This is a genomic window from Saccharibacillus sp. CPCC 101409 (assembly GCF_030518235.1).
Classification (GTDB): domain Bacteria; phylum Bacillota; class Bacilli; order Paenibacillales; family Paenibacillaceae; genus Saccharibacillus.
In genome coordinates, this window is record NZ_JAULSA010000003.1 from 578774 (window position 1) to 597414 (window position 18641).

General features: G+C 57.6%; 15 protein-coding genes and 1 pseudogene. 11 read left to right on the plus strand and 5 right to left on the minus strand.

Going from position 1 to position 18641, the window contains the following annotated elements; all coding sequences use genetic code 11:
- A pseudogene (locus QWJ34_RS10295) lies at nucleotides 1-287 on the plus strand (DEAD/DEAH box helicase); the annotation flags it as partial.
- Between the two features lie 1180 nt (nucleotides 288-1467).
- Here QWJ34_RS10295 and QWJ34_RS10300 read toward each other — a convergent pair.
- Nucleotides 1468-1893, minus strand: coding sequence for a MarR family winged helix-turn-helix transcriptional regulator (locus tag QWJ34_RS10300; protein ID WP_302727483.1), 426 nt, complete (start codon nucleotides 1891-1893; stop codon nucleotides 1468-1470).
- Nucleotides 1894-2160: 267 nt separating this feature from the next.
- Between QWJ34_RS10300 and QWJ34_RS10305 the strand changes: the two genes are divergently transcribed.
- The 4 genes from QWJ34_RS10305 to QWJ34_RS10320 all read left to right on the plus strand — a co-directional run bounded on the left by QWJ34_RS10305 (nucleotide 2161) and on the right by QWJ34_RS10320 (nucleotide 6413).
- Nucleotides 2161-2379 (plus strand): aspartyl-phosphate phosphatase Spo0E family protein, encoded by a 219-nt coding sequence (locus tag QWJ34_RS10305; protein WP_302727484.1) that lies wholly within the window; start codon nucleotides 2161-2163, stop codon nucleotides 2377-2379.
- A 548-nt stretch (nucleotides 2380-2927) separates the two neighbouring features.
- Nucleotides 2928-3374: an AbrB/MazE/SpoVT family DNA-binding domain-containing protein gene (locus QWJ34_RS10310; protein ID WP_302727485.1), complete on the plus strand. Its 447-nt coding sequence runs from the start codon at nucleotides 2928-2930 to the stop codon at nucleotides 3372-3374.
- Nucleotides 3375-3699: 325 nt separating this feature from the next.
- Entirely contained in the window at nucleotides 3700-4584 is an 885-nt protein-coding gene (locus tag QWJ34_RS10315) for an ABC transporter ATP-binding protein (protein WP_302727486.1), read from the plus strand.
- A gap of 434 nt (nucleotides 4585-5018) precedes the next feature.
- Complete coding sequence (locus tag QWJ34_RS10320) at nucleotides 5019-6413, plus strand: FAD-dependent oxidoreductase (RefSeq protein ID WP_302727487.1); 1395 nt, start codon at nucleotides 5019-5021, stop codon at nucleotides 6411-6413.
- 102 nt (nucleotides 6414-6515) lie between these two features.
- On the opposite strand, the gene QWJ34_RS10325 is transcribed toward QWJ34_RS10320, so the two are convergent.
- Entirely contained in the window at nucleotides 6516-7466 is a 951-nt protein-coding gene (locus QWJ34_RS10325) for a phosphotransferase family protein (protein ID WP_302727488.1), read from the minus strand.
- A gap of 230 nt (nucleotides 7467-7696) precedes the next feature.
- Here QWJ34_RS10325 and QWJ34_RS10330 point away from each other — a divergent pair, with 230 nt between their 5' ends.
- Nucleotides 7697-8530: a formate/nitrite transporter family protein gene (locus tag QWJ34_RS10330; RefSeq protein ID WP_302727489.1), complete on the plus strand. Its 834-nt coding sequence runs from the start codon at nucleotides 7697-7699 to the stop codon at nucleotides 8528-8530.
- A gap of 378 nt (nucleotides 8531-8908) precedes the next feature.
- Complete coding sequence (locus tag QWJ34_RS10335; RefSeq protein WP_302727490.1) at nucleotides 8909-9055, plus strand: hypothetical protein; 147 nt, start codon at nucleotides 8909-8911, stop codon at nucleotides 9053-9055.
- Between the two features lie 192 nt (nucleotides 9056-9247).
- Here QWJ34_RS10335 and QWJ34_RS10340 read toward each other — a convergent pair whose 3' ends face one another.
- Together QWJ34_RS10340 and QWJ34_RS10345 are read right to left on the minus strand one after the other, a co-directional pair.
- Entirely contained in the window at nucleotides 9248-9832 is a 585-nt protein-coding gene (locus tag QWJ34_RS10340) for an LOG family protein (protein ID WP_302727491.1), read from the minus strand.
- A gap of 169 nt (nucleotides 9833-10001) precedes the next feature.
- The gene (locus QWJ34_RS10345) at nucleotides 10002-10724 is read right to left on the minus strand and encodes a hypothetical protein (RefSeq protein ID WP_302727492.1); all 723 of its coding nucleotides are present in this window, start codon (nucleotides 10722-10724) and stop codon (nucleotides 10002-10004) included.
- A 426-nt stretch (nucleotides 10725-11150) separates the two neighbouring features.
- Here QWJ34_RS10345 and QWJ34_RS10350 point away from each other — a divergent pair, with 426 nt between their 5' ends.
- The 3 genes from QWJ34_RS10350 (at nucleotide 11151) to QWJ34_RS10360 (ending at nucleotide 15544) form a co-directional block, all read left to right on the plus strand.
- Nucleotides 11151-13256: a molybdopterin-containing oxidoreductase family protein gene (locus QWJ34_RS10350; protein ID WP_302727509.1), complete on the plus strand. Its 2106-nt coding sequence runs from the start codon at nucleotides 11151-11153 to the stop codon at nucleotides 13254-13256.
- A gap of 308 nt (nucleotides 13257-13564) precedes the next feature.
- Entirely contained in the window at nucleotides 13565-14839 is a 1275-nt protein-coding gene (locus tag QWJ34_RS10355) for an MFS transporter (protein WP_368046468.1), read from the plus strand.
- A 204-nt stretch (nucleotides 14840-15043) separates the two neighbouring features.
- Nucleotides 15044-15544: a GNAT family N-acetyltransferase gene (locus tag QWJ34_RS10360; protein WP_302727494.1), complete on the plus strand. Its 501-nt coding sequence runs from the start codon at nucleotides 15044-15046 to the stop codon at nucleotides 15542-15544.
- Here QWJ34_RS10360 and QWJ34_RS10365 read toward each other — a convergent pair.
- Nucleotides 15541-16098, minus strand: coding sequence for a GNAT family N-acetyltransferase (locus QWJ34_RS10365; RefSeq protein ID WP_302727495.1), 558 nt, complete (start codon nucleotides 16096-16098; stop codon nucleotides 15541-15543). The two genes, QWJ34_RS10360 and QWJ34_RS10365, sit on opposite strands and share 4 nt — an antisense overlap.
- 200 nt (nucleotides 16099-16298) lie before the next feature.
- On the opposite strand from QWJ34_RS10365, the gene QWJ34_RS10370 reads away from it, so the two are divergent.
- Nucleotides 16299-18002: a glutamine--tRNA ligase/YqeY domain fusion protein gene (locus QWJ34_RS10370; protein ID WP_302727496.1), complete on the plus strand. Its 1704-nt coding sequence runs from the start codon at nucleotides 16299-16301 to the stop codon at nucleotides 18000-18002.
- The last annotated feature ends 639 nt before the right edge of the window (nucleotides 18003-18641 follow it).

Sequence of the window (18641 nt, forward strand, 5' to 3'; positions counted from 1 at the left end):
GCAGAAGCGAAGGCGAGAGCACTCGCGGCGGCGGCCGCGGAGAGCGAAGCGGTGAGAGCAGCCGCGACTTCGGCCGCGGCGAAGGATCGCGCGGCACGCGGCGCGTAGCCGGCGGGGAAGACCACGCCGGGCGCGACGGCGCGGGCGCCAGCCGCCGCGGCAGCGGCAGTGCGCGCGGCGGAAGTTCCGACCGCGGCGATCAAGGCCGCGGCGGCAAGGGCGGTTCCGGCCGCAGCAGCGGCGGCCGGGGACCCGAACAGGGCGGCGGACGCGGACGCCGCCGGTAAAGGCGCCGGCCCGCAGGCGAAGCCGGGCCGGAGAAAGAGCCTGCCGCAGCTATGGCGGCAGGCATGGCTTTGGCCGCGCGGGATTGACGCGCGGCTGCTTTTGAACAAGGACTGTCCCGCAAGCCGGCAAGGCGGCGGGACGGTCCTTGTTGCATTCTTTTTCCGCTTTCCTTCCCGGCACAGATCCAGGCCGGAACAAGGAACAAAAAACAAGAATTAGAGCCGAAATAATAGCAATGTTGCGGAAATGCATCATTTCCTTTGAAAAATTGCCGATTTAGCCGATATTGTTGCAAATATGCATCATTTTCGCCTTTTTTCTTCCTTAAAGGCCGAAAAAGTCCGGAAATGATGCGCATACGCAACATTTGCCTATCCTTAAGCTTCTCCAACAAAAAATGATGCGCATATGCAACATTTTCACTTAAACCGCATACCACTCTTCGCCGCTATCCGCGCAGCAGCCTACTCAAAATCCTCACGCAGTCACTTCACACAGTCTCTTTATCGCAGTCTCTTTACGCAGTCACTTCATGCAGCGGCTCCATACAGCCTAAAGGCGAATCGAGATTTCTTTTTCCAATCCCGCATCGATCAAGCCCGCACCTCCAGCTCTCTTTCCCCCGGCAGCTTCAACAACTGCACACCTGCCCGCTCTTTTCCGAAATAACATCTATTACCTTGTCAACTCTAAAGGTAAGGTTACGCCCGTCTAAAACGCACCTAAAGCGTGTGCGTTTCATCCAGACGTAATCCTCTGATTAAGAGTTGACAAGGTACTGGATACACTTATTTCACCCAATCTCCCCGCAAAAACAAAAATAACGGCCTCCATACAACTAATCCGCCCGCCTGCGGCCATTTAAGCCGAAAACGTCGCAAATAGATGTACCTGAGCCGCTATTTTGCCGAAAAGACAAAAAATCGTGAAAATAACTGTATACCTGCCGTTATTTTTCAAGTAGGGGAAAGAAGCTCGCAGCGAGTCGGCAAAGCCGGCCGAGCCTGCACCGCGCCAGCACTGCGCCCACATCGCGCCCGGCTCGTTCTCGGGCCGAGCCCGCATCGCGTCCGAACTCGTCCTCCCGCCGTTCCCGCGTCGCGCCCGAACTCGTCCTCCCGCCCGTACCCGCACCGCGCCCGAATTCGTTCTCCCGCCGCGCTTAAACGGCTTTCCGCATTACTCCCGCAAATTCTGGTACATCTTCGTCATCAGATCGCGGAAACGGCCGCGTTCCTCCGCGGTGAAGCTGTCGAAGGTCAGCGAATCGACGTCCTGGACGGCGGCGTGGACCTGCTCGGAGACCCGGCGGCCTTCCGGCGTCAGGCGGACGCGCCATACGCGCTGGTCGGCGGGGTCGGAGAAGCGTTCGACGAAGCCGGCCTGCTCCAATCGGGTGAGCATAACGGTGAGCGTAGCGGGCTTGATATGCATGCGCTCGGCCAGCTCTTTCTGGTTCAATCCTTCTTCGTGCGACAATATGAAAAAGACCGGCGCCTGGCCGGGGTGAATGCCGAGTGACTGATGCACGGCGTGCATACGGCTGTGATGGGCGCGAAGCGTCCGAATAAACAAATGGGTCAGTTCCAGGGAATCGGGCTCCACGTGCATCCTCCTGTTCGTTGCGATTCTTGGCGTATCGTCGCGATCCGGTCCGTCCGGAAGCGCACGTTCAGATATACCAGAGAGAAGAAGGCGGCGTCAATCTTTTTCTAAAGCCCGCTTTCGATCCGGACGCTGCCTCAGCCGTAAATATTCGACCATTTGTCACGAGTGACATAAAAAAGTGTTGTTTTATCTCAATTTAGAAAAAATTGTTTTTTACTATCAGGAACTATCATTAAGAATGTAGGCTCGAGAAGGAAGGTGACCGTGTTGGCTTACAATTCTTATCGCAACGAAGATCCGCTGTATATGATGATCGAGCATTTACGGCACGAGCTGCAGAAGATCACGGAACATAAAAGTTTCAGTGACCGCGACGTTGTCGAATTAAGCCAGCGGTTGGATGCTTATATTGTACTTGCGCAGCGGCAGAAGTCGAGGCGGCCGGAGACGGGGCACAACATTCCGCAGGCTGCAACTCATTAACCAAACATCCGCAGTTCCCGACCGCTTACAAAGAAACGCTTTAGTGACATTTGTTAATTCCGCTTAAGCCGTGCAATGAACCCGTGAGAAACCGTTTTGTCAAAATGTATGGATTCCGGCCCCACCGATCCGACTTTTGCGCAGGACGGTTTTTTTCTATCCTTCGCAGTTCTCCTTTCTCCCGATGCCCCGGGACTCTTCCGAATTTTGCTGCATACCGGTTCGTTTAGACTTCTAAACGCTCTTTATGTTTACATTTTTTATTTTTTTATTTTTTTGTTATCTTGATGTACGTGCGGCTAACAGTTAAAATAAATTTAGTGCCTGTACGGGCGTATGAGGCGCAGCAGACATAAAGCATCGGGAGCCGCCTGGCAGCGGTTGAATACATGGGGGAAATCTCTGAATTCTTTCTTGATTGTTATGTCATTTTTTACATTCTAAGAGTTGGTTTTTTGAATAAAAAGTAGCAATTAATTCGAAATATGTTATACTATGTACTAAATACTAAGTTCTAAAACTCCAACCCATATAGAGAGGAATTAAACATGAAGGATACCGGTATGATTCGTAGTTTGGATAGTCTCGGACGCATCGTGATTCCCAGTGAGATCCGCGGGACCCGAAATATCGAGATTGGCGATTCTTTGGAGTTTTTCGTAACGGACGACGGCATGCTGGTCATGCGCAAGTACAAGTCGACCGAATGCGCGTTTTGCCGGACGCTGGACAGCGTAGTGTACTATAAGGACCAGTTCGTCTGCGCTTCCTGCCTGGAAGAGCTGAAGGACGCTCCGGTCGTGCCGGTGCATCATGCGCCGACGATCGAGGAGTCCGCTTCCAAGAAACGGGTGAGAGTATCGGACATGCTGCCAAGACTGGAGCAGGCGCTGATCGACCATCCGGAAGCGAGCCAGAGCGAGATCGCGCAGATGCTGGGCATCAGCCAGAGCCGCGTGAGTCAATTGAAAAAACAACTCAAATACAAGAACTAAAGACTTGTTTCGCTTGAATAAATAAGACAAGTCCTTAGCTTGGCTCCAAACTACCGATCCTGCGTTTCCCTGGAAAAGGTTCGAAAGCCCTCCGGCTTTCGGGCCTTTTTGTTGTTTTCGAATACGGGGCGCGGCGAATTTGTACTTGACATTTGATAATGATTATCAGTATCTTAGACAGTAATGAAGAATGGGTGAAGATCCGATGAACCGGATTCTGCCGCATCAACGACGGATTGGCGTTATCGACCGAGACTCGCATCAAAGTTCAAACTGTCCGCCGGGCTCTGGCATCCGGGGACTTTCGGAAGGGAAGGATCGCGATATGTTCCGTTTAAGCACATCCAATCTTGACATCGCCTACGAAGAGCGGCTGATCGTCAAGGATTTGAATATTGAGATTCCGCAGGGCAAGATCACGGCGCTGGTCGGAGCCAACGGTTCCGGCAAGTCCACGATTCTCAAAACGATGGCGCGCCTGATGCGTCCGAAAAGCGGCAGCGTGCTGCTCGACGGCAAGTCGATCCATAAGCAGTCCACCCGCGAAGTGGCGAAGCAGCTGGCGATTCTGCCGCAGACGCCGACCGCTCCGGAAGGGCTGACCGTGACCGAGCTGGTTTCGTACGGCCGTTTTCCGCATCAGAAAGGCTTCGGAACGTTGAAAGCCGAAGATAAAAAAGTCGTGGAGTGGGCGCTCGACGTCACCGGCATGCGCGAATTCCACGATCGTCCGATCGACCAGCTGTCCGGCGGCCAGCGGCAGCGGGCCTGGATCGCGATGGCGCTGGCGCAGGAAACGGATATTTTGTTCCTGGACGAGCCGACCACGTATCTCGATATGGCGCACCAGCTCGAAGTGCTCCAGCTTCTGCACGACCTTAACAAGACGGAAGGACGCACGATCGTGATGGTGGTGCACGACCTGAACCATGCGTCGCGCTTCGCGCAGCATATGATCGCGATCAAGCAGGGCGAAGCGCTCGCTTCCGGCACGCCGCTCGAAGTCATGTGCCCGCTCGTGATGCACGAAGTGTTCGGCATCGAAGCCGACATCGTAACCGACCCGCGCACCGGGGTGCCGCTGTGCCTGCCGTACGCGCTGTATGCGCTGTCCGAAGAACGCAAACGCGATGCTTCCACGCAAAGGCTCGCTTCCATGCCCGGCCAGGGCGGTACGCTGCGTACCGGTTCGTCTCCGTCCGGACTCTAACTGCAAAGATCGGCTCAAAAGAACCGCCGTTTCGTCCTTCGACGATCCGGCGGTTCTTTTGAGCGCTGTGACAAAAGATAAATTCGGCTTCCGAAAAAGAAAGGTTACGGCGCTTGAATGTGACAAACCGGTGAAATAAGCGTAAAAACTCTTTTTTACACTTGCAATGTGATAAATGTCACAATATAATAAGAGTATAAGGTGAATGAATTCACAAGACGATGGTTAATAAAGTGAAGACATTCACAGCAATTGAAATTCAACGTTATCGAGCAGAGAAGCCAAGCGATCGAGAAGGGCTTTGAAGAAGCAGGATGCTGCCGGATCGAAAGAAAATAGAAAGTCTTTTTGTAAATTAATATGTACCTTTTTTCACATTGACCCGTGTAGACACAAGCCAGACCCATAAAATCAATCATTGGAGGAATTCACTCATGAAGATCGCAGTTATCGGTTGTACGCACGCAGGGACCGCCGCTATCGTCCGCACCGCCAAGCTGTACCCGGACGCCGAGATTACCGTTTACGAACGCAACGACAATATCTCTTTCCTGTCGTGCGGCATCGCGCTGTACGTCGGCGGAGTGGTCAAAGACCCGAACGGCCTGTTCTATTCCTCGCCGGAACACCTGATGACGCTGGGCGTGCAGACGCGGATGCGGCATGAAGTGCTGAACGTCGACGCAGCCGGCAAAACCCTCACGGTGCGCAATCTGGAAACGGGCGAAGAGTTCGGCGACACGTTCGACAAGCTGATCGTCACCACCGGCTCGTGGCCGATCGTGCCGCAGTTCGAAGGCATCGAGCTGGACAACATCATTCTGTCGAAGAACTTCAACCACTCCAACACCATCATCGAAAAAGCGAAAACCGCGAATCGCGTCGTCGTGATCGGCGCCGGTTATATCGGGGTCGAGCTGGTCGAAGCGTTTGAAATGAACGGCAAAGAAGTCACCCTGATCGACGCCGAATCGCGCATCCTGAGCAAGTACCTGGACGTCGAGTTCACGGACCGCATCGAAGAATCGCTGATGGACCGGGGCATCAATCTGGCGCTGGACGAGAAAGTGGTCCGTTTCGAAGGCGAAGCCGGCACGGTGCGCAAAGTCGTGACCACCAAAGGCGAGCACGAAGCCGATCTGGTGATCCTCTGCATCGGGTTCCGTCCGAATACCGAACTGCTCAAAGGACAGGTCGACATGCTGCCGAGCGGCGCGATCCTGGTCGACAACTATATGGAAACGAGCGTCAAGGACGTATACGCGGCCGGCGACAGCTGCGCGATCCGCTACAATCCGACGGGCAAGGCCGCTTATATCCCGCTCGCGACCAACGCCGTGCGCATGGGTACGCTGATCGCGCTGAACCTGATGGAGAAAAAGGTCGAGTACATGGGCACCCAGGGCACAAGCGGCATCAAGATCTACGAAGACAATATCGCGGCGACGGGCATGACCGAAGCGGCCGCGCTCGACGCGGGCCTGGATGTGGAAACGGCCATGTTCGAAGACAACTACCGTCCGGAGTTTATGCCGGAGTACGAGAAAGCGACGTTCAAGATCGTGTTTGAAAAAGACACCCGCCGCATCGTCGGCGCGCAGCTGATGTCCAAAGTGGATCTGACGCAGTCGATCAACACGCTGTCGGTCTGCATCCAGAACAAGATGACGGTCGAACAGCTGGCCTTTGTCGACTTCTTCTTCCAGCCGCACTACAACAAACCGTGGAACTACCTGAACTCGCTGGGCTTCGCAGCGATGGACGTGCAGGCGGAAAGCGAGCGCACGGCGAAAGTCGCGCGCGATGCGAAGGCTCAGTCGAACGTATAAGATATGGGGGAAAGGAGCCCGGAGGAATCGGGCTCCTTTTTGGTGTGGGCAGGGAAGGGCGGGAACGATTGATGAACGCGTGCTGCGCGTTCAAGTTCAAGATCAAGGGCGGGGAGGAGCCTCGTACCAGACGGGGACGTCGGCGCGGAAGCCGTCGAAAGCATCGAAGATTTCGCGGGAGCGTCTCAGGGTATCGCCGATCTCGGGTTCGCCGAAAGGGATCGCCCAGAGGATGCTGTAGAGCGATTCGCTGGCGCAGTAGAGAGAGACGCGTTTGAAAAAATCGGGATCGGCGGGGCCGCTTGAGAGGTAGCCGTCGAGCTGGCCGCGGGCGAAGGGCGGGCTGATCGAGTGCGTAAACGTCACCAGGCGGTTGAAGTCGCGGCACGGATCGCCGAAGCCCGAGCGGTTGAAGTCGATGATGTTCAAACCGCCGTCCGGTCCGATAATCATATTGCCCGGATGATAATCCCCGTGCCGGAATACCGGAGCCGTGCCGTCCAGCAGCGGCAGGCAGGCCTCGATGCGCTCCAGCAGCTCGCGCTCGTAAGGCAGGCGGTATCCGCAGCTCGCGTAAGCTTCCCGCTTGCGCTTCATCTCGGCCCGGACCGTATCGGCCGGGCCCGGCGCGTCCTGCGGCGCGGGCAGACCGTGCAGCAGGCGCAGCCACTCGCCCGCCTGCCGGCCGAGCCGGTAAGCGCGCTCCGGCTCCATGGCGGATACGACCGGCTCGGCGTCCTCGCCGTCGATCCAGGTCAGCAGCGAATACACATATTCGCCGTCTCCGCACAGCCCGAAGCTCAGCGGCTTCGGCATCGGAATATCCAGCGCCGCGGCCCGGCGCATCCATTCGAACTCCAGCCGCTTCGCTTCGGCCTTTGCCGCCGGTACCAGCCGCAGCAGCCTATCGCTTCCGTCCGCGGCCGTCACGCGATATTTAAGATCGGCCGACCAGCCTTTGTTGATCGGCTCTGCGGCCGTCCAGTTTTCCGAACCGGCGATGCCTTCGGGTAGGCCCAAACGATCCTTCTCCGTATTGCGTTCCTGTTTCATTCGATCGCTTCCTCCTTCTCCGGCCTGTCTTTTCTCCCAATATATCGCGAACGGCCGCGCATGCCTATCGCTTCCGCCGCAAATAAGGCAAACAGGCAAAAAAAGAAAGTGAAAACATTCACTTTATTTCGCAAATTATGATTTTTCTCACGTACTCGGCCGATCTTCTACGCTAAAATGGGGTACGACAAGGGAAACTTCAAATTTTAGCTATAAAGGGGACGACAACAATGGCTTACAACAAACCGCCGCAAATCGCGGAAGTCACGGTCGAGAACGGCGTGAAGAAAGCGCACAATCCGCTTTCTTCCGTGCTGATCCTCGGATTTCTGGCCGGGGCTTTCATCGCGCTCGGATTCCTGCTGGATATACGGGTCATCGCCAATACGCCGGCCGAATGGGGCAGCATGGCGAACTTCGTGGGAGCGGCGGTGTTCCCGGTTGGCCTGGTGCTGGTGCTGCTGGCCGGCGGCGAGCTGCTGACGGGCAATATGATGGCGGTGCCGCTGGCCCGCATGGCGCGCCGCATTACAACGGGCGAGATGCTCAAGAACCTGGTGCTGATCACGATCGCGAATTTCGCCGGCGCCCTTTTCGTCGCGTACTTTTTCGGACATATCGTCGGACTCACCGCTTCCGGTCCTTACCTGGACAAGCTGGTGGATATGGCCGGACACAAGATCGACAGCACGTTCCTCCAGTCGTTTATCTCCGGTATCGGCTGCAACTGGCTGGTGGCGCTGGCCGTCTGGCTCAGCTACGGCGCGGACAATATGAGCGGCAAGATTCTCGGCATCTGGTTCCCGACGATGGCCTTCGTGGCGATCGGCTTCCAGCACGTTGTGGCGAATATGTTCCTGATCCCCGCCGCGATCTTCGAAGGCCACTTCACCTGGGCGCAGTACTTCGTCAACTTCGTTCCGGTCTGGCTCGGCAATCTGACCGGAGGCGCGATCTTCGTCGCAGCCGCCTACTGGGGCACTTACCTGCGCAAGTCTTCGGCCCAGCCGGAAGCCGCGCAGCAGGACGGTTACGGCGCGCAGGCGATCAAGAAGCACGCCTGATCCGCCCGAGTTTTCTCGTGTATCAAGCGCGCGATCGTTCAACTTGGAAAAGCCGCTCCCGGCCGTCAACGACGGTTCGGGAGCGGCTTTTTGCGTTGGGCCGAACCCGTATCGCTCGTCGAACCCGGGCCGACAGCGTGTAAAAGGCGAAAATTTGCCGGTTTTCTCTACCCTTTTTCCATCTTGCGCCGCGCCTTATGCTTAAAGCAGCCGGACGGAACCGCCGGACCCTGACGACAAGATCGGACACAGCGAACGTTCCAAACCGGACATCCAGTTGTCTGCGTTAAAGGCGTATACTTTTCCAGGAAGACGAACGAATGTGCGTATGCTCGGCAGGTCGTTTGCACGTCAAAGAGAAGTCGAGGAGGAATGAACATGCACCCTTATTTGATCGAAAAATTGGCCGAGGAAGAAAAGCGCCGGCTGCGGCACGTGGAACAAACCCACTGGCGCGAGGAGCAGCTTTTCGGCAAACGCAAGAGATGGGGATGGGGAAAAAGCGGCCGCGAAAACCGGAGATAGGCGGGAAAGACAGGCGGGCGGAACGGCGCGAAAAGGAGCAGGAAACGAATGAAGCGATCGAACGGCATACGAAAAAGGCGGCGCGAGCGGGGATGTTTCCGCGCTCGCTCCGTCTTTTTTGATGAGAATGCCGCGCCTGCCCGGGATGCGCCGGGCCGCGGCAGACGGCGGCAACCCTGCCGGGACCGGGGCTCAGGTGCGCTTTTCGGTCAGAAAAGTTTTGACCGGAGGCGCTTCGTAATCGGCCATCCGGTCGAGAATTTCCTGCGGCGTCGCCCCGGTCAGCATGATCTCGCGATGCCCGGCGGTCATAAAGCCCTCGCCCGCCATCCGGTCGAACAGGGCGATCAGCGGATCGTAGTAGCCCGCGACGTTGAACACTCCGCACGGCTTGGCGTGCAGACCGAGCTGCGCCCAGGTGAAGATCTCGAAATATTCTTCCATCGTGCCCGGACCGCCGGGCAGCGAGACGAAGCCGTCCGCGAGTTCCGCCATTTTGGCTTTGCGCTCGTGCATGGATTCGACGACGATCAGCTCGGTCAGACCCTGGTGGGCGATCTCCCGGCTTTGCAGAAAATGCGGCAGCACCCCGACGGCTCGCCCGCCCCGTTCCAGCACGGCGTCCGCGACGGCGCCCATCAGCCCCACGCGCGAGCCGCCGTAAACGAGCGCGATGCCGCGCTTTGCCAGCTCGTGACCGAGCGCGCGGGCGCCTTCCGCATAAGCCGGCGAAGCTCCTTCTCTCGAACCGCAAAATACCGCGATACTGCTTGGCATGGATAAAGTCTCCTTTTCGTAGAGGGTCGACAGCGGTGTTTCACGCCTTCAATATAGCACAGTCCCGGGCAGGCCGACAGTCCCGAACACGGCTTAAAAGTAGTGTGAACGGACGCAAAAAAAGCGCCGGCGCGGAAAAGGTCCGTTCCGGCGCTTTTGACGGAAATCGTTAAAACTGCCAGGTATACAGTACTTTGTCATTCTCGTCGCGGGCTTCGACATACTTGAGGTCTGTGCCGAGTTCCTCCTGAATTCGGTAAGCGCTTTGGTCTGCTTCGATCGGGATGGAGCGGATACCTTCGTCTTCGCCATGGATATCGATCCTGCGAATCCGCGAGTCGAACACTTCCCCGCCCATCCATGCGAGGCTGAAATCTTCACCGCTGCCCATGCTCATGGAACCGCTGCCCGGAACAAACGGAAGCGTCTCGCCTTCATCGGTCATAGCGGGCGTGAAATCCAGCTGGTTATAAACGTATTTGTTGTTTTTTCGCTCGACCAGCACCGTGCCGGCGTAGAGTTCGCCGTTGTAACGATAAGGAAAAGAGCCGAACGTGTACAGTCCGTCGATCAGTTCCGTATCGATGCGCAGACCTTCGACTTTGTGCTTGTACGTATAAGCGATCGCTTGCTCGGCCACTTCTTCCAGCGATTCGCCGGAGATCGTTTTTTGCCGAACGAAGATCGATTTGTTGGGGTCGGCCAGATTCACCTCGTCGGGATCGCCCATCGAAACGCCTTCCGGCGCATTTTGCCAAACGTCCCGGAGTTCGGTCCGCTTGTCGGTCTTCCAGACGAATCCGGCCGCCGTGGCGTAGCCCAGGGACGGACGCTCCTGATCCGGATAGCGTTTCACCTGGTTGACTTGGACGAGGCCGGTACGGGTCAGCATGTCCGCCGGCGAGCAGGCGGTGAGAGCAAGCAGGCATAGGGCGGCGGGAAGCCGCATTTTTCGGATGAACAGGATTCTCTCCTCCTTCGGTGGGGCGCGGGGAATCGGGATTCGTTATGTAGGATAAACGCGCGGCAAATAGGAATAGTTGGAAAAAACAAAAAAATAAATTAGCCTTCACGAGTCCGGGGGAAGGAGCTCGTGAAGGCTAATTTCGGGAGTGGTCCATGATATGGCAGCAGGAACAGTTCATGAAGGGGACATCACTTACTGTTTACTTGCCAATGCTTTTTAATACCCGGCAATCGCTGTTGTTGAAACACTTCGGCGAATAATTCGGGAAAATATTTTCGCTTCGAAATATGCTACAATTAGAGCCTGCAAACAGACAAGATCACAGCATGGAAAGGAGCCGTCCGCATGAGCATGATCGACCGGGCGAGCGGGGTGTTTCCGGCGGTGTGTCCGCTCGATTGTCCGGATACCTGCGGCCTGCTGCTGCACAAAGAAAACGGCAAAATCGTCAAAGTGACCGGCAATCCGGACCATCCCGAAACGAAGGGAGCCATCTGCAACAAGGTTCGTCATATGGCGGAGCGCGTGCATCATCCGGAGCGTTTGACGCATCCGATGAAAAGGACCGGAGCCAAAGGAAGCGGACGGTTCGTCCGCATTACCTGGGACGAAGCGCTGACGGAGATCGCGGAGCGGTTCCGCAATCTGTCCGCCGAGCACGGACCCGATTCCATTCTGCCGTACAGCTTCTACGGCAATATGGGCGTACTGAACGCCGAAGGCATGGACCGGCGCTTCTTCGGGCGGCTGGGCGCCTCCAAGCTTGCTTACACGATCTGCAACTCGGCCGGCAACGCCGGCTGGAAATATACGATGGGCTTCGGCGGCGGTTCGAGTCCCGAAGATACGCTGAACGCGAAGCTGTTTATCGTTTGGGGAGGCAATATCGTCAGCACGAGCATGCACCAGGCCGTGCTGATGGAGCAGGCCCGCAAGCGGGGCGCTAAGATCGTCGTGATCGACGTGCACCGAAATATGACGGGCCGGCGGGCGGACTGGTTTATTCCGCTGCACCCCGGCACGGATACGGCGCTGGCGCTCGGACTGATGCACGTATTGTTCGAGCGCGGGCTGACCGACGAAGATTTCCTGCGCCGCTATACGGTCGGCAGCGAAGAGATGCGGGAACATGCGAAGACTTATACGCCGGAGAAAGTATCGCGCATTACGGGCGTGCCGGCGGAAGACGTCGTGCGTCTTGCCGAGCTGTACGGAGAAACGTCGCCGAGCCATATCCATATCGGCAACGGGCTTCAGCACCACGACAACGGCGGCATGGCCGTCCGCACGATCGCCTGCCTGCCGGCGCTGACCGGACAGTGGGCGCGCGGCGGCGGCGCGATGAAGTCCAACGGCGCTTACGCGTCGCTGAACGACGACGCGCTGCAGCGGCCGGACCTGCGCGCCAATCCGGGCGTGCGCACGATCAATATGAACGCGCTGGCCGACGCGCTGCTGACGCTGGAGAAGAAGGTACGGGCGCTGTTCGTGTTCGGCAGCAATCCGGCCGTGGTCGCGCCGGATTCGGCGCGGGTGCGCGAAGGACTGATGAGAGAAGACCTGTTCACCGTCGTGCACGAGCTGTTCCTGACCGATACCGCGAAGTACGCGGACATCTTGCTGCCGGCGACGTCGAGCTTCGAGAACACGGACCTGTATACGTCGTACTGGCACCATTACGTCCATCTGCAGGAGCCCGTGATCGCGCCGGCGGGAGAAAGCAAAAGCAATTTCGAATTGTTCTCGCTGCTGGCTCGGGCGATGGGCTTCGAAGAAGAAGCGTTCGCGGAAGACGAGAAAACGGTCATCCGCGCGGCGCTGGACAACCCGGGCAATCCGTATCTGGGCGGAGTGACGCTGGACCGTCTGGAAGAAGAACGGTTCGTCGGCCTGGATATGTCGCCGAAGAACGACTATCTGGAACGCCTGACCACGCCTTCGGGCAAAATCGAACTGTACTCGGAGCAGCTTGCGGCGATCGGCCTGCCGCCCCTGCCCACGTATGTGCCTTTGGAAGAAGGCTTCGACGGCGAGAACCGCGCGGAACGAAGCGGAACTTATCCGCTGATGTTCATCAGCCCGCCGAACCATAATTTCCTTAACTCCACATTCGCCAACGTGGAGAAGCACCGGGCGCTGGAAAAGGAGCCTACGCTTCAGATTCACCCGTTCGATGCGCGGGAGCGCGGCATCGAAGACGGCCAGACCGTCGAAGCGTTCAACGCCCGCGGCGTCTACCCGCTCAAGGCGGTCGTGACCGACCTGATGCTGCCCGGCACCGTCGTCAGCCAGGGCCTGTGGTGGCCGGACGGCGCCGGCAAGCTCGCCGGCGGCAAAGCCCGCCGCCCACGCCTCGCCGCCAACGCCCTGACGTCTCCCCGCATCGCCGATATGGGCGGCGGAGCGACGTTCTTCTCCACCGCCGTCGAAGTCCGGCGGTTAGAGAGCGGCGCGTAAGCAACGCGCCGGCGAAGCGGAGTGAATTTGGCGGCATTCCAAGCCGCGGTCAAACTGTCGAGAAAGTCCGATGCAAGCGAAGCGCATAAGCGGAGGAAGAAATTCAGTGAAGGAATGATAATGTTCGCCTTTGAAATCGGGAAGATTCCACCACAATCTAATCAGTCTCTTCCCGATTTCAACACGCGACCTAAAGTCTTTCGAAGAAAGGCCCATCGTAAGCCTACGCTAACGAATTTCTTCCGCAGCCTGCAAGTTTCTTTTACGAATAGGACTTTATCGATGTGACGGCGGCGCTGAAAGCCGCCATATTCACGCCGCCCCAACAAGCAGCAAACAAGCAGAGAGGAACACCAACATCCATGAACTGGCTTCAACGCTATCCCAAAGAAATCCAGGCGCTGCTGCTCGCCAGCCTGATCAACTCGACCGGCAGCGCCCTCATGTGGCCGCTGACCACCATGTACGTCTTCGGCGAGCTGGGCCGCAGCATGCAGGATGCCGGACTGGTGATCCTGCTCCAGTCGCTGGGCGGCATCGCCGGACAGCTGGTCGGCGGCGCGATGTATCACCGCATCGGCGTCAAGAAACTGCTGGTCGGCTCGCTGCTGGTCAATGCGCTGACGCTGTTCGCCCTGCCGGTCGTCAGCGGCTACTGGCATGTCTATATGATGACCATGCTGCTGGTCGGCTTCAGCAACGCCATGACCCTGCCGGCGATCCAGGCGTTCGTCGGCTTCCGCTTCGCCTCGCGGCGGGGCGAAATCTTCAATACCATCTACGTCGGCAACAATATCGGCGTCGCGCTCGGCACGGCGCTGAGCGGTCCGCTGGCGCAGCTGTCCTTCCCGCTGACCTTTGTGCTGAACGGCGTGACCTGCCTGCTGTTCGCGGTCTACTTCTTCGTGTACCTGAACCGGATCGGCCGCGGCGAAGGCGGACTGCATATCGCGGCGAAGACGTCCCGGCGCGAGCAGCGGGCGCTGCCGCTGCTGATGAACACGCGCGTTTACCTGTACATGGGTCTGGGCGCGCTGTTCCTGTGGCTCGGCAACTGCATCTGGAACGGCGGCGTTTCGCCGGCCATTCTGTCGGAAGGACGTTCGCCTTCGGCCTACAGCGTGCTGTGGACGATGAACGGGGTGCTGATCTTCGCGCTTCAGCCGCTGATCTCCTGGATGAAGCGCGCGTTCGCCGAGAAGCCGGAGGCGCAGATGACGGCGGGCAGCCTGTTCTATCTGGCGGGCTACGCCGTGATTCTTCTTCTGCCGCACTACGGGGCGATGGTGCTCGCCATGTTCCTGGCGACGATCGGCGAGATGCTGTTCCAGCCGGCGATGCCCGCCTTTATCTCGGAGCGCACAAGCGCCAACGCGCCGTTCTATCTCGGCGTATCCGGCGGAATCGGTCAGGCGGGGCGCGTCATCGGGCCTTATATCATGGGGATTCTGTACGACCGGGGCGGACTGACGCCGGTAGCCTGGCTCGCCGTGTCGGCGGCCGTGCTGTCGTGCGCGTTCTTCGTCCTGAATCATAAGATCCAGCGCCCTTTGCCGGCCGCGGCCGAAGAGGCGGAGAGCTAAGCCGCGTTTCAAGCGCGGCGCAAAACGGAAAAAGCAGCTTAATAGTACCTTGTCAACTCTTAATCAGAGGTTTACGTTCGCCTGAAATGCATACGGTTTAGATGTGTTTCCATCGGAGACTTCGTACACGGGTCAGGTACGAATCTCAGGTAGGCGCAACCTTACCTTTAACGTTGACAAGGTAATATAGGGAGGGGCGGCAGCGTGAATGGAATAAGCGGAGGCAGTATCACGATTCGGGAATCGCAGGTCAAAGACGCCAAGCCGCTGATGCGGATCGACAGGCTGGTCTGGAACTCGCGCAATTCGCCGCAGATTCCGGTCTGGAAATCGCGCACGCATTATCTGCGCAACTGTCCGCCCGAGAACCAGCTCGTCGCCGAATACGGCGGCGAAGTCATCGGCTGCGTCGGCTGGCGCCCGCCGACGATGATGTACAGCAACTCGCATGTGGCCGAACTGTATATCGCGGTGCATCCGGGCTACCAGAGCCTGGGCGTGGGCCGCAAACTCATGGAAGCGGCAAAGCAGTACACGCTGCGCCGCGGCATCAAGAAGCTGCGGCTGCGCGTCTTGTCGACCAACGACCGGGCGATCGGGTTCTACGCGCGCTGCGGCTTCGCGGTCGAAGGCCGATTGGAGCGCGAATACCAGATCGACGGCAAGTTCGTCGACGATATCCTGATGGGCCTGTGGCTGCTTTAAAAAGGCGGCCTTTTGGCGTCCCATTCTTCGGCCAGCATGCCGTAAACGGCGTGGTCCGCATACACGGCGTCCAGCCGCTCGGCCCGGCGCAGCATGCCTTCGAGCGTGAAGCCCAGCCGCTCCGGCACGCTCCGGCTGCGGCGGTTGTCCGCCGCGCAGCGGATTTCGATCCGGTTCAGCTTGAGCTCGGCAAAAGCGTAATCGACGAACGCCCGCGCGGCGAGCGTCGCGAGCCCCCGACCCTCGAACGGACGGCCCAGCCAGTAGCCGATCTGCGCCGCCCGGTTTCGCCAGTCGATCTCGTGGAAGCCGATCGCCCCGGCCAGACGGCCGTTTTCCCATATCCCGGCCGTCACCGCTTCGTTCTCGGCATGCAGCAGCGCCGCGCTGTCGATAAACTCTTGCGCGTCTTCGATGCCCCGAAGCTGATCGATCCACGGCATCCACGGCTGCAAGCCGGGCCGCGATTCTTCCACCAGGGCCAGCAGCTCCCCGGCATGCGCACGGCGCAGCCGCTCCAGAGTCGCGGATTCTTTTAACGGCAAACCGAACATGTTCCAACGCTCCTTTTTCCCGAATGATGTTTTTTATGCTAACGTATCCGCTTCAAAGCGTCAAAAGTCGTGCGAACATCGTCAAACGCCGTTTTTATTGAGTCTCCGGGAACGTTGCGGTATATTTAGTAGAAGAGCCGACAGCGGCGAAAAAACAGTTTTCAGAAAATCCCGAACGACACAACGAAAGGTTGATACCCGTGGAGAATGCCAAAACCCCGCCGAATTTTATCAAGACGGTTATAGAAGAAGACCTCAAAAGCGGAAAAGTCAAAGAAATCGTGACCCGCTTCCCGCCCGAGCCGAACGGCTATATGCATATCGGGCACGTCAGAGCGATCTGGATCGACTTCACGCTGGCTGCCGAATTCGGCGGACGCACCAACCTGCGTTTCGACGATACGAACCCGGTCAAAGAAGACGTGGAGTACGTCAATTCGATCAAAGAAGACATCAAGTGGCTCGGCTTCGAGTGGGACGGCCAGTTCTACGCATCCGATTACTTCGACGAGATGTACGAGCGCGCCGTGCTGCTGATTAACAAAGGACTCGCTTACATCGACGACCAGTCGGCCGACGAGATCCGCGAGAACCGGGGCACGCTGACCGAACCGGGGACCGACAGCCCGTATCGCGGCCGTTCCGTCGAAGAGAATCTCGACCTGTTCACGCGCATGAAGAACGGCGAGTTCAAGAACGGCGAGAAAGTGCTGCGCGCGAAGATCGATATGGCGTCGCCGAACATCAATCTGCGCGATCCGGTCATCTACCGCATCTCGCATACGACGCACCACAACACGGGCGACAAATGGTGCATCTATCCGATGTATACTTTTGCGCATCCGCTCGAAGACGCGATCGAGGGCGTAACGCACTCGCTGTGCTCGCTCGAGTTTGAAGATCAGCGTCCTTTCTACGATTGGGTCGTGCGCGAATGCGAAATGGAAGCCCAACCGCATCAGTACGAGTTCGGCCGCCTGAACGTGACCACGATGGTGACGAGCAAGCGCAAACTGCGCAAGCTGGTCGAAGAAAACCTGGTGGACGGCTGGGACGATCCGCGGATGCCGACGATCTCGGGCATGCGCCGCCGCGGCTATACGCCGGAAGCGATCAAAGCGTTTATTTACGAGACCGGCATCTCCAGAAGCCAGGGTCTCGTCGATATCCAGACGCTGGAGCACTTCGTCCGCGAAGACCTGAAGCTCAAAGCGCTGCGCACCATGGCCATCCTGCGTCCGCTCAAAGTCGTGATTACGAACTATCCGGAAGGCGAAAGCGAACTGCTGCCGGCCGAGAACAATACGGAAAACGAAGAAATGGGCATCCGCCAGATTCCGTTTTCCCGCGAGATTTATATCGAGCAGGACGACTTCATGGAAGAGCCGCCGAGCAAATATTTCCGTTTGTTCCCGGGCAACGAAGTGCGGTTGAAGCATGCGTACTTTATCAAGTGCAACGACGTGATCAAGGACGAAGAAGGCAACGTTGTCGAGATCCACTGCACGTACGACGTGGAAACGAAAAGCGGCAGCGACTTCAACGCCCGCAAGGTGAAAGGCACGATTCACTGGGTGGACGCTTCCGCGGCCGTGCCGGCCGAATTCCGCCTGTACGAGCCTCTGCTGGGCGAAGACGAAGAGTCGCAGGAAGTGTCGGCCGACGAGACGAACGACGTCTCCGCGGACGAAGTGGACGATTTCCTCAAAAAGGTCAATAAAGACTCGCTGGAGATCGTGCAGGGCTTTGTCGAGCCGCAGATGAAAGACGCGCAGCCGCAGGAGAAATTCCAGTTCTTCCGCCACGGCTACTTCAACGTCGATCCGCAAACGTCCGAGCCGGGCAAACCGGTCTTTAACCGGATCGTATCGCTCAAAAGCTCGTTCAAACTGCCGAAGAAATAAAGCCGGCAAAAAAACATGAGGCATGATGACAGAATGGCACGCAGCAACCAGAGCGGCGCCAAGGGCAAAACGTCCCGGGAAGAAGCCGGACGGAAGGACGGAGAAGCCGCTTCAAACACTCATGACAAAGAGTTTTATCAGGAAATCGGCAGAGGAAGCGATTGAGATAGAACGAAAACTTCAAGAAGAATTCGAATAGACCGCCGGGGAAGAAGTTCCCGGCGGTCTTTCATTGTATCGAGAAACCCGGCTCTCCGGGCGAAGAGCCGGACAGCATGCAAACGGCTTGCGATTTTTCGGGCTGTAGCCGTAGGGGAGAAAACGCAAATAACTACGCTCATACCTCTATTTTTGCTTTATGCACGCTCTTTGACTGAATAAGTGCGCATATACATCTAAATGATCTTATTTACGTCTCATATCTCGTTTTCCCGCCAAATAATTGTATCTACGCATTTATTTGCGATTCAGACGGAGAATTGGGCAAAATAACTGCACTGACGCCGTTATTTCCAAAGTGGCGTAAAAGTCCGGTTTGATAAAAAAGCCGGGGCATGTCAAGGGGGAGTGACGCTGCGTTGAATGAAGCGTACACGCTTTAGGTACGGTTCATTCGTTGAATGAAGCGTACACGCTTTA

What these genes read in the sequence shown, in the direction of transcription:
- QWJ34_RS10345 (WP_302727492.1), bottom strand. Translation starts at nt 10,724, where the DNA reads ATGCTGACCCGTACCGGCCTCGTCCAAGTCAACCAGGTGAAACGCTAT.
- QWJ34_RS10315 (WP_302727486.1), top strand. Translation starts at nt 3,700, where the DNA reads ATGTTCCGTTTAAGCACATCCAATCTTGACATCGCCTACGAAGAGCGG.
- QWJ34_RS10350 (WP_302727509.1), top strand. Translation starts at nt 11,151, where the DNA reads ATGATCGACCGGGCGAGCGGGGTGTTTCCGGCGGTGTGTCCGCTCGAT.
- QWJ34_RS10365 (WP_302727495.1), bottom strand. Translation starts at nt 16,098, where the DNA reads ATGTTCGGTTTGCCGTTAAAAGAATCCGCGACTCTGGAGCGGCTGCGC.
- QWJ34_RS10320 (WP_302727487.1), top strand. Translation starts at nt 5,019, where the DNA reads ATGAAGATCGCAGTTATCGGTTGTACGCACGCAGGGACCGCCGCTATC.
- QWJ34_RS10335 (WP_302727490.1), top strand. Translation starts at nt 8,909, where the DNA reads ATGCACCCTTATTTGATCGAAAAATTGGCCGAGGAAGAAAAGCGCCGG.
- QWJ34_RS10330 (WP_302727489.1), top strand. Translation starts at nt 7,697, where the DNA reads ATGGCTTACAACAAACCGCCGCAAATCGCGGAAGTCACGGTCGAGAAC.
- QWJ34_RS10325 (WP_302727488.1), bottom strand. Translation starts at nt 7,466, where the DNA reads ATGAAACAGGAACGCAATACGGAGAAGGATCGTTTGGGCCTACCCGAA.
- QWJ34_RS10340 (WP_302727491.1), bottom strand. Translation starts at nt 9,832, where the DNA reads ATGCCAAGCAGTATCGCGGTATTTTGCGGTTCGAGAGAAGGAGCTTCG.
- QWJ34_RS10310 (WP_302727485.1), top strand. Translation starts at nt 2,928, where the DNA reads ATGAAGGATACCGGTATGATTCGTAGTTTGGATAGTCTCGGACGCATC.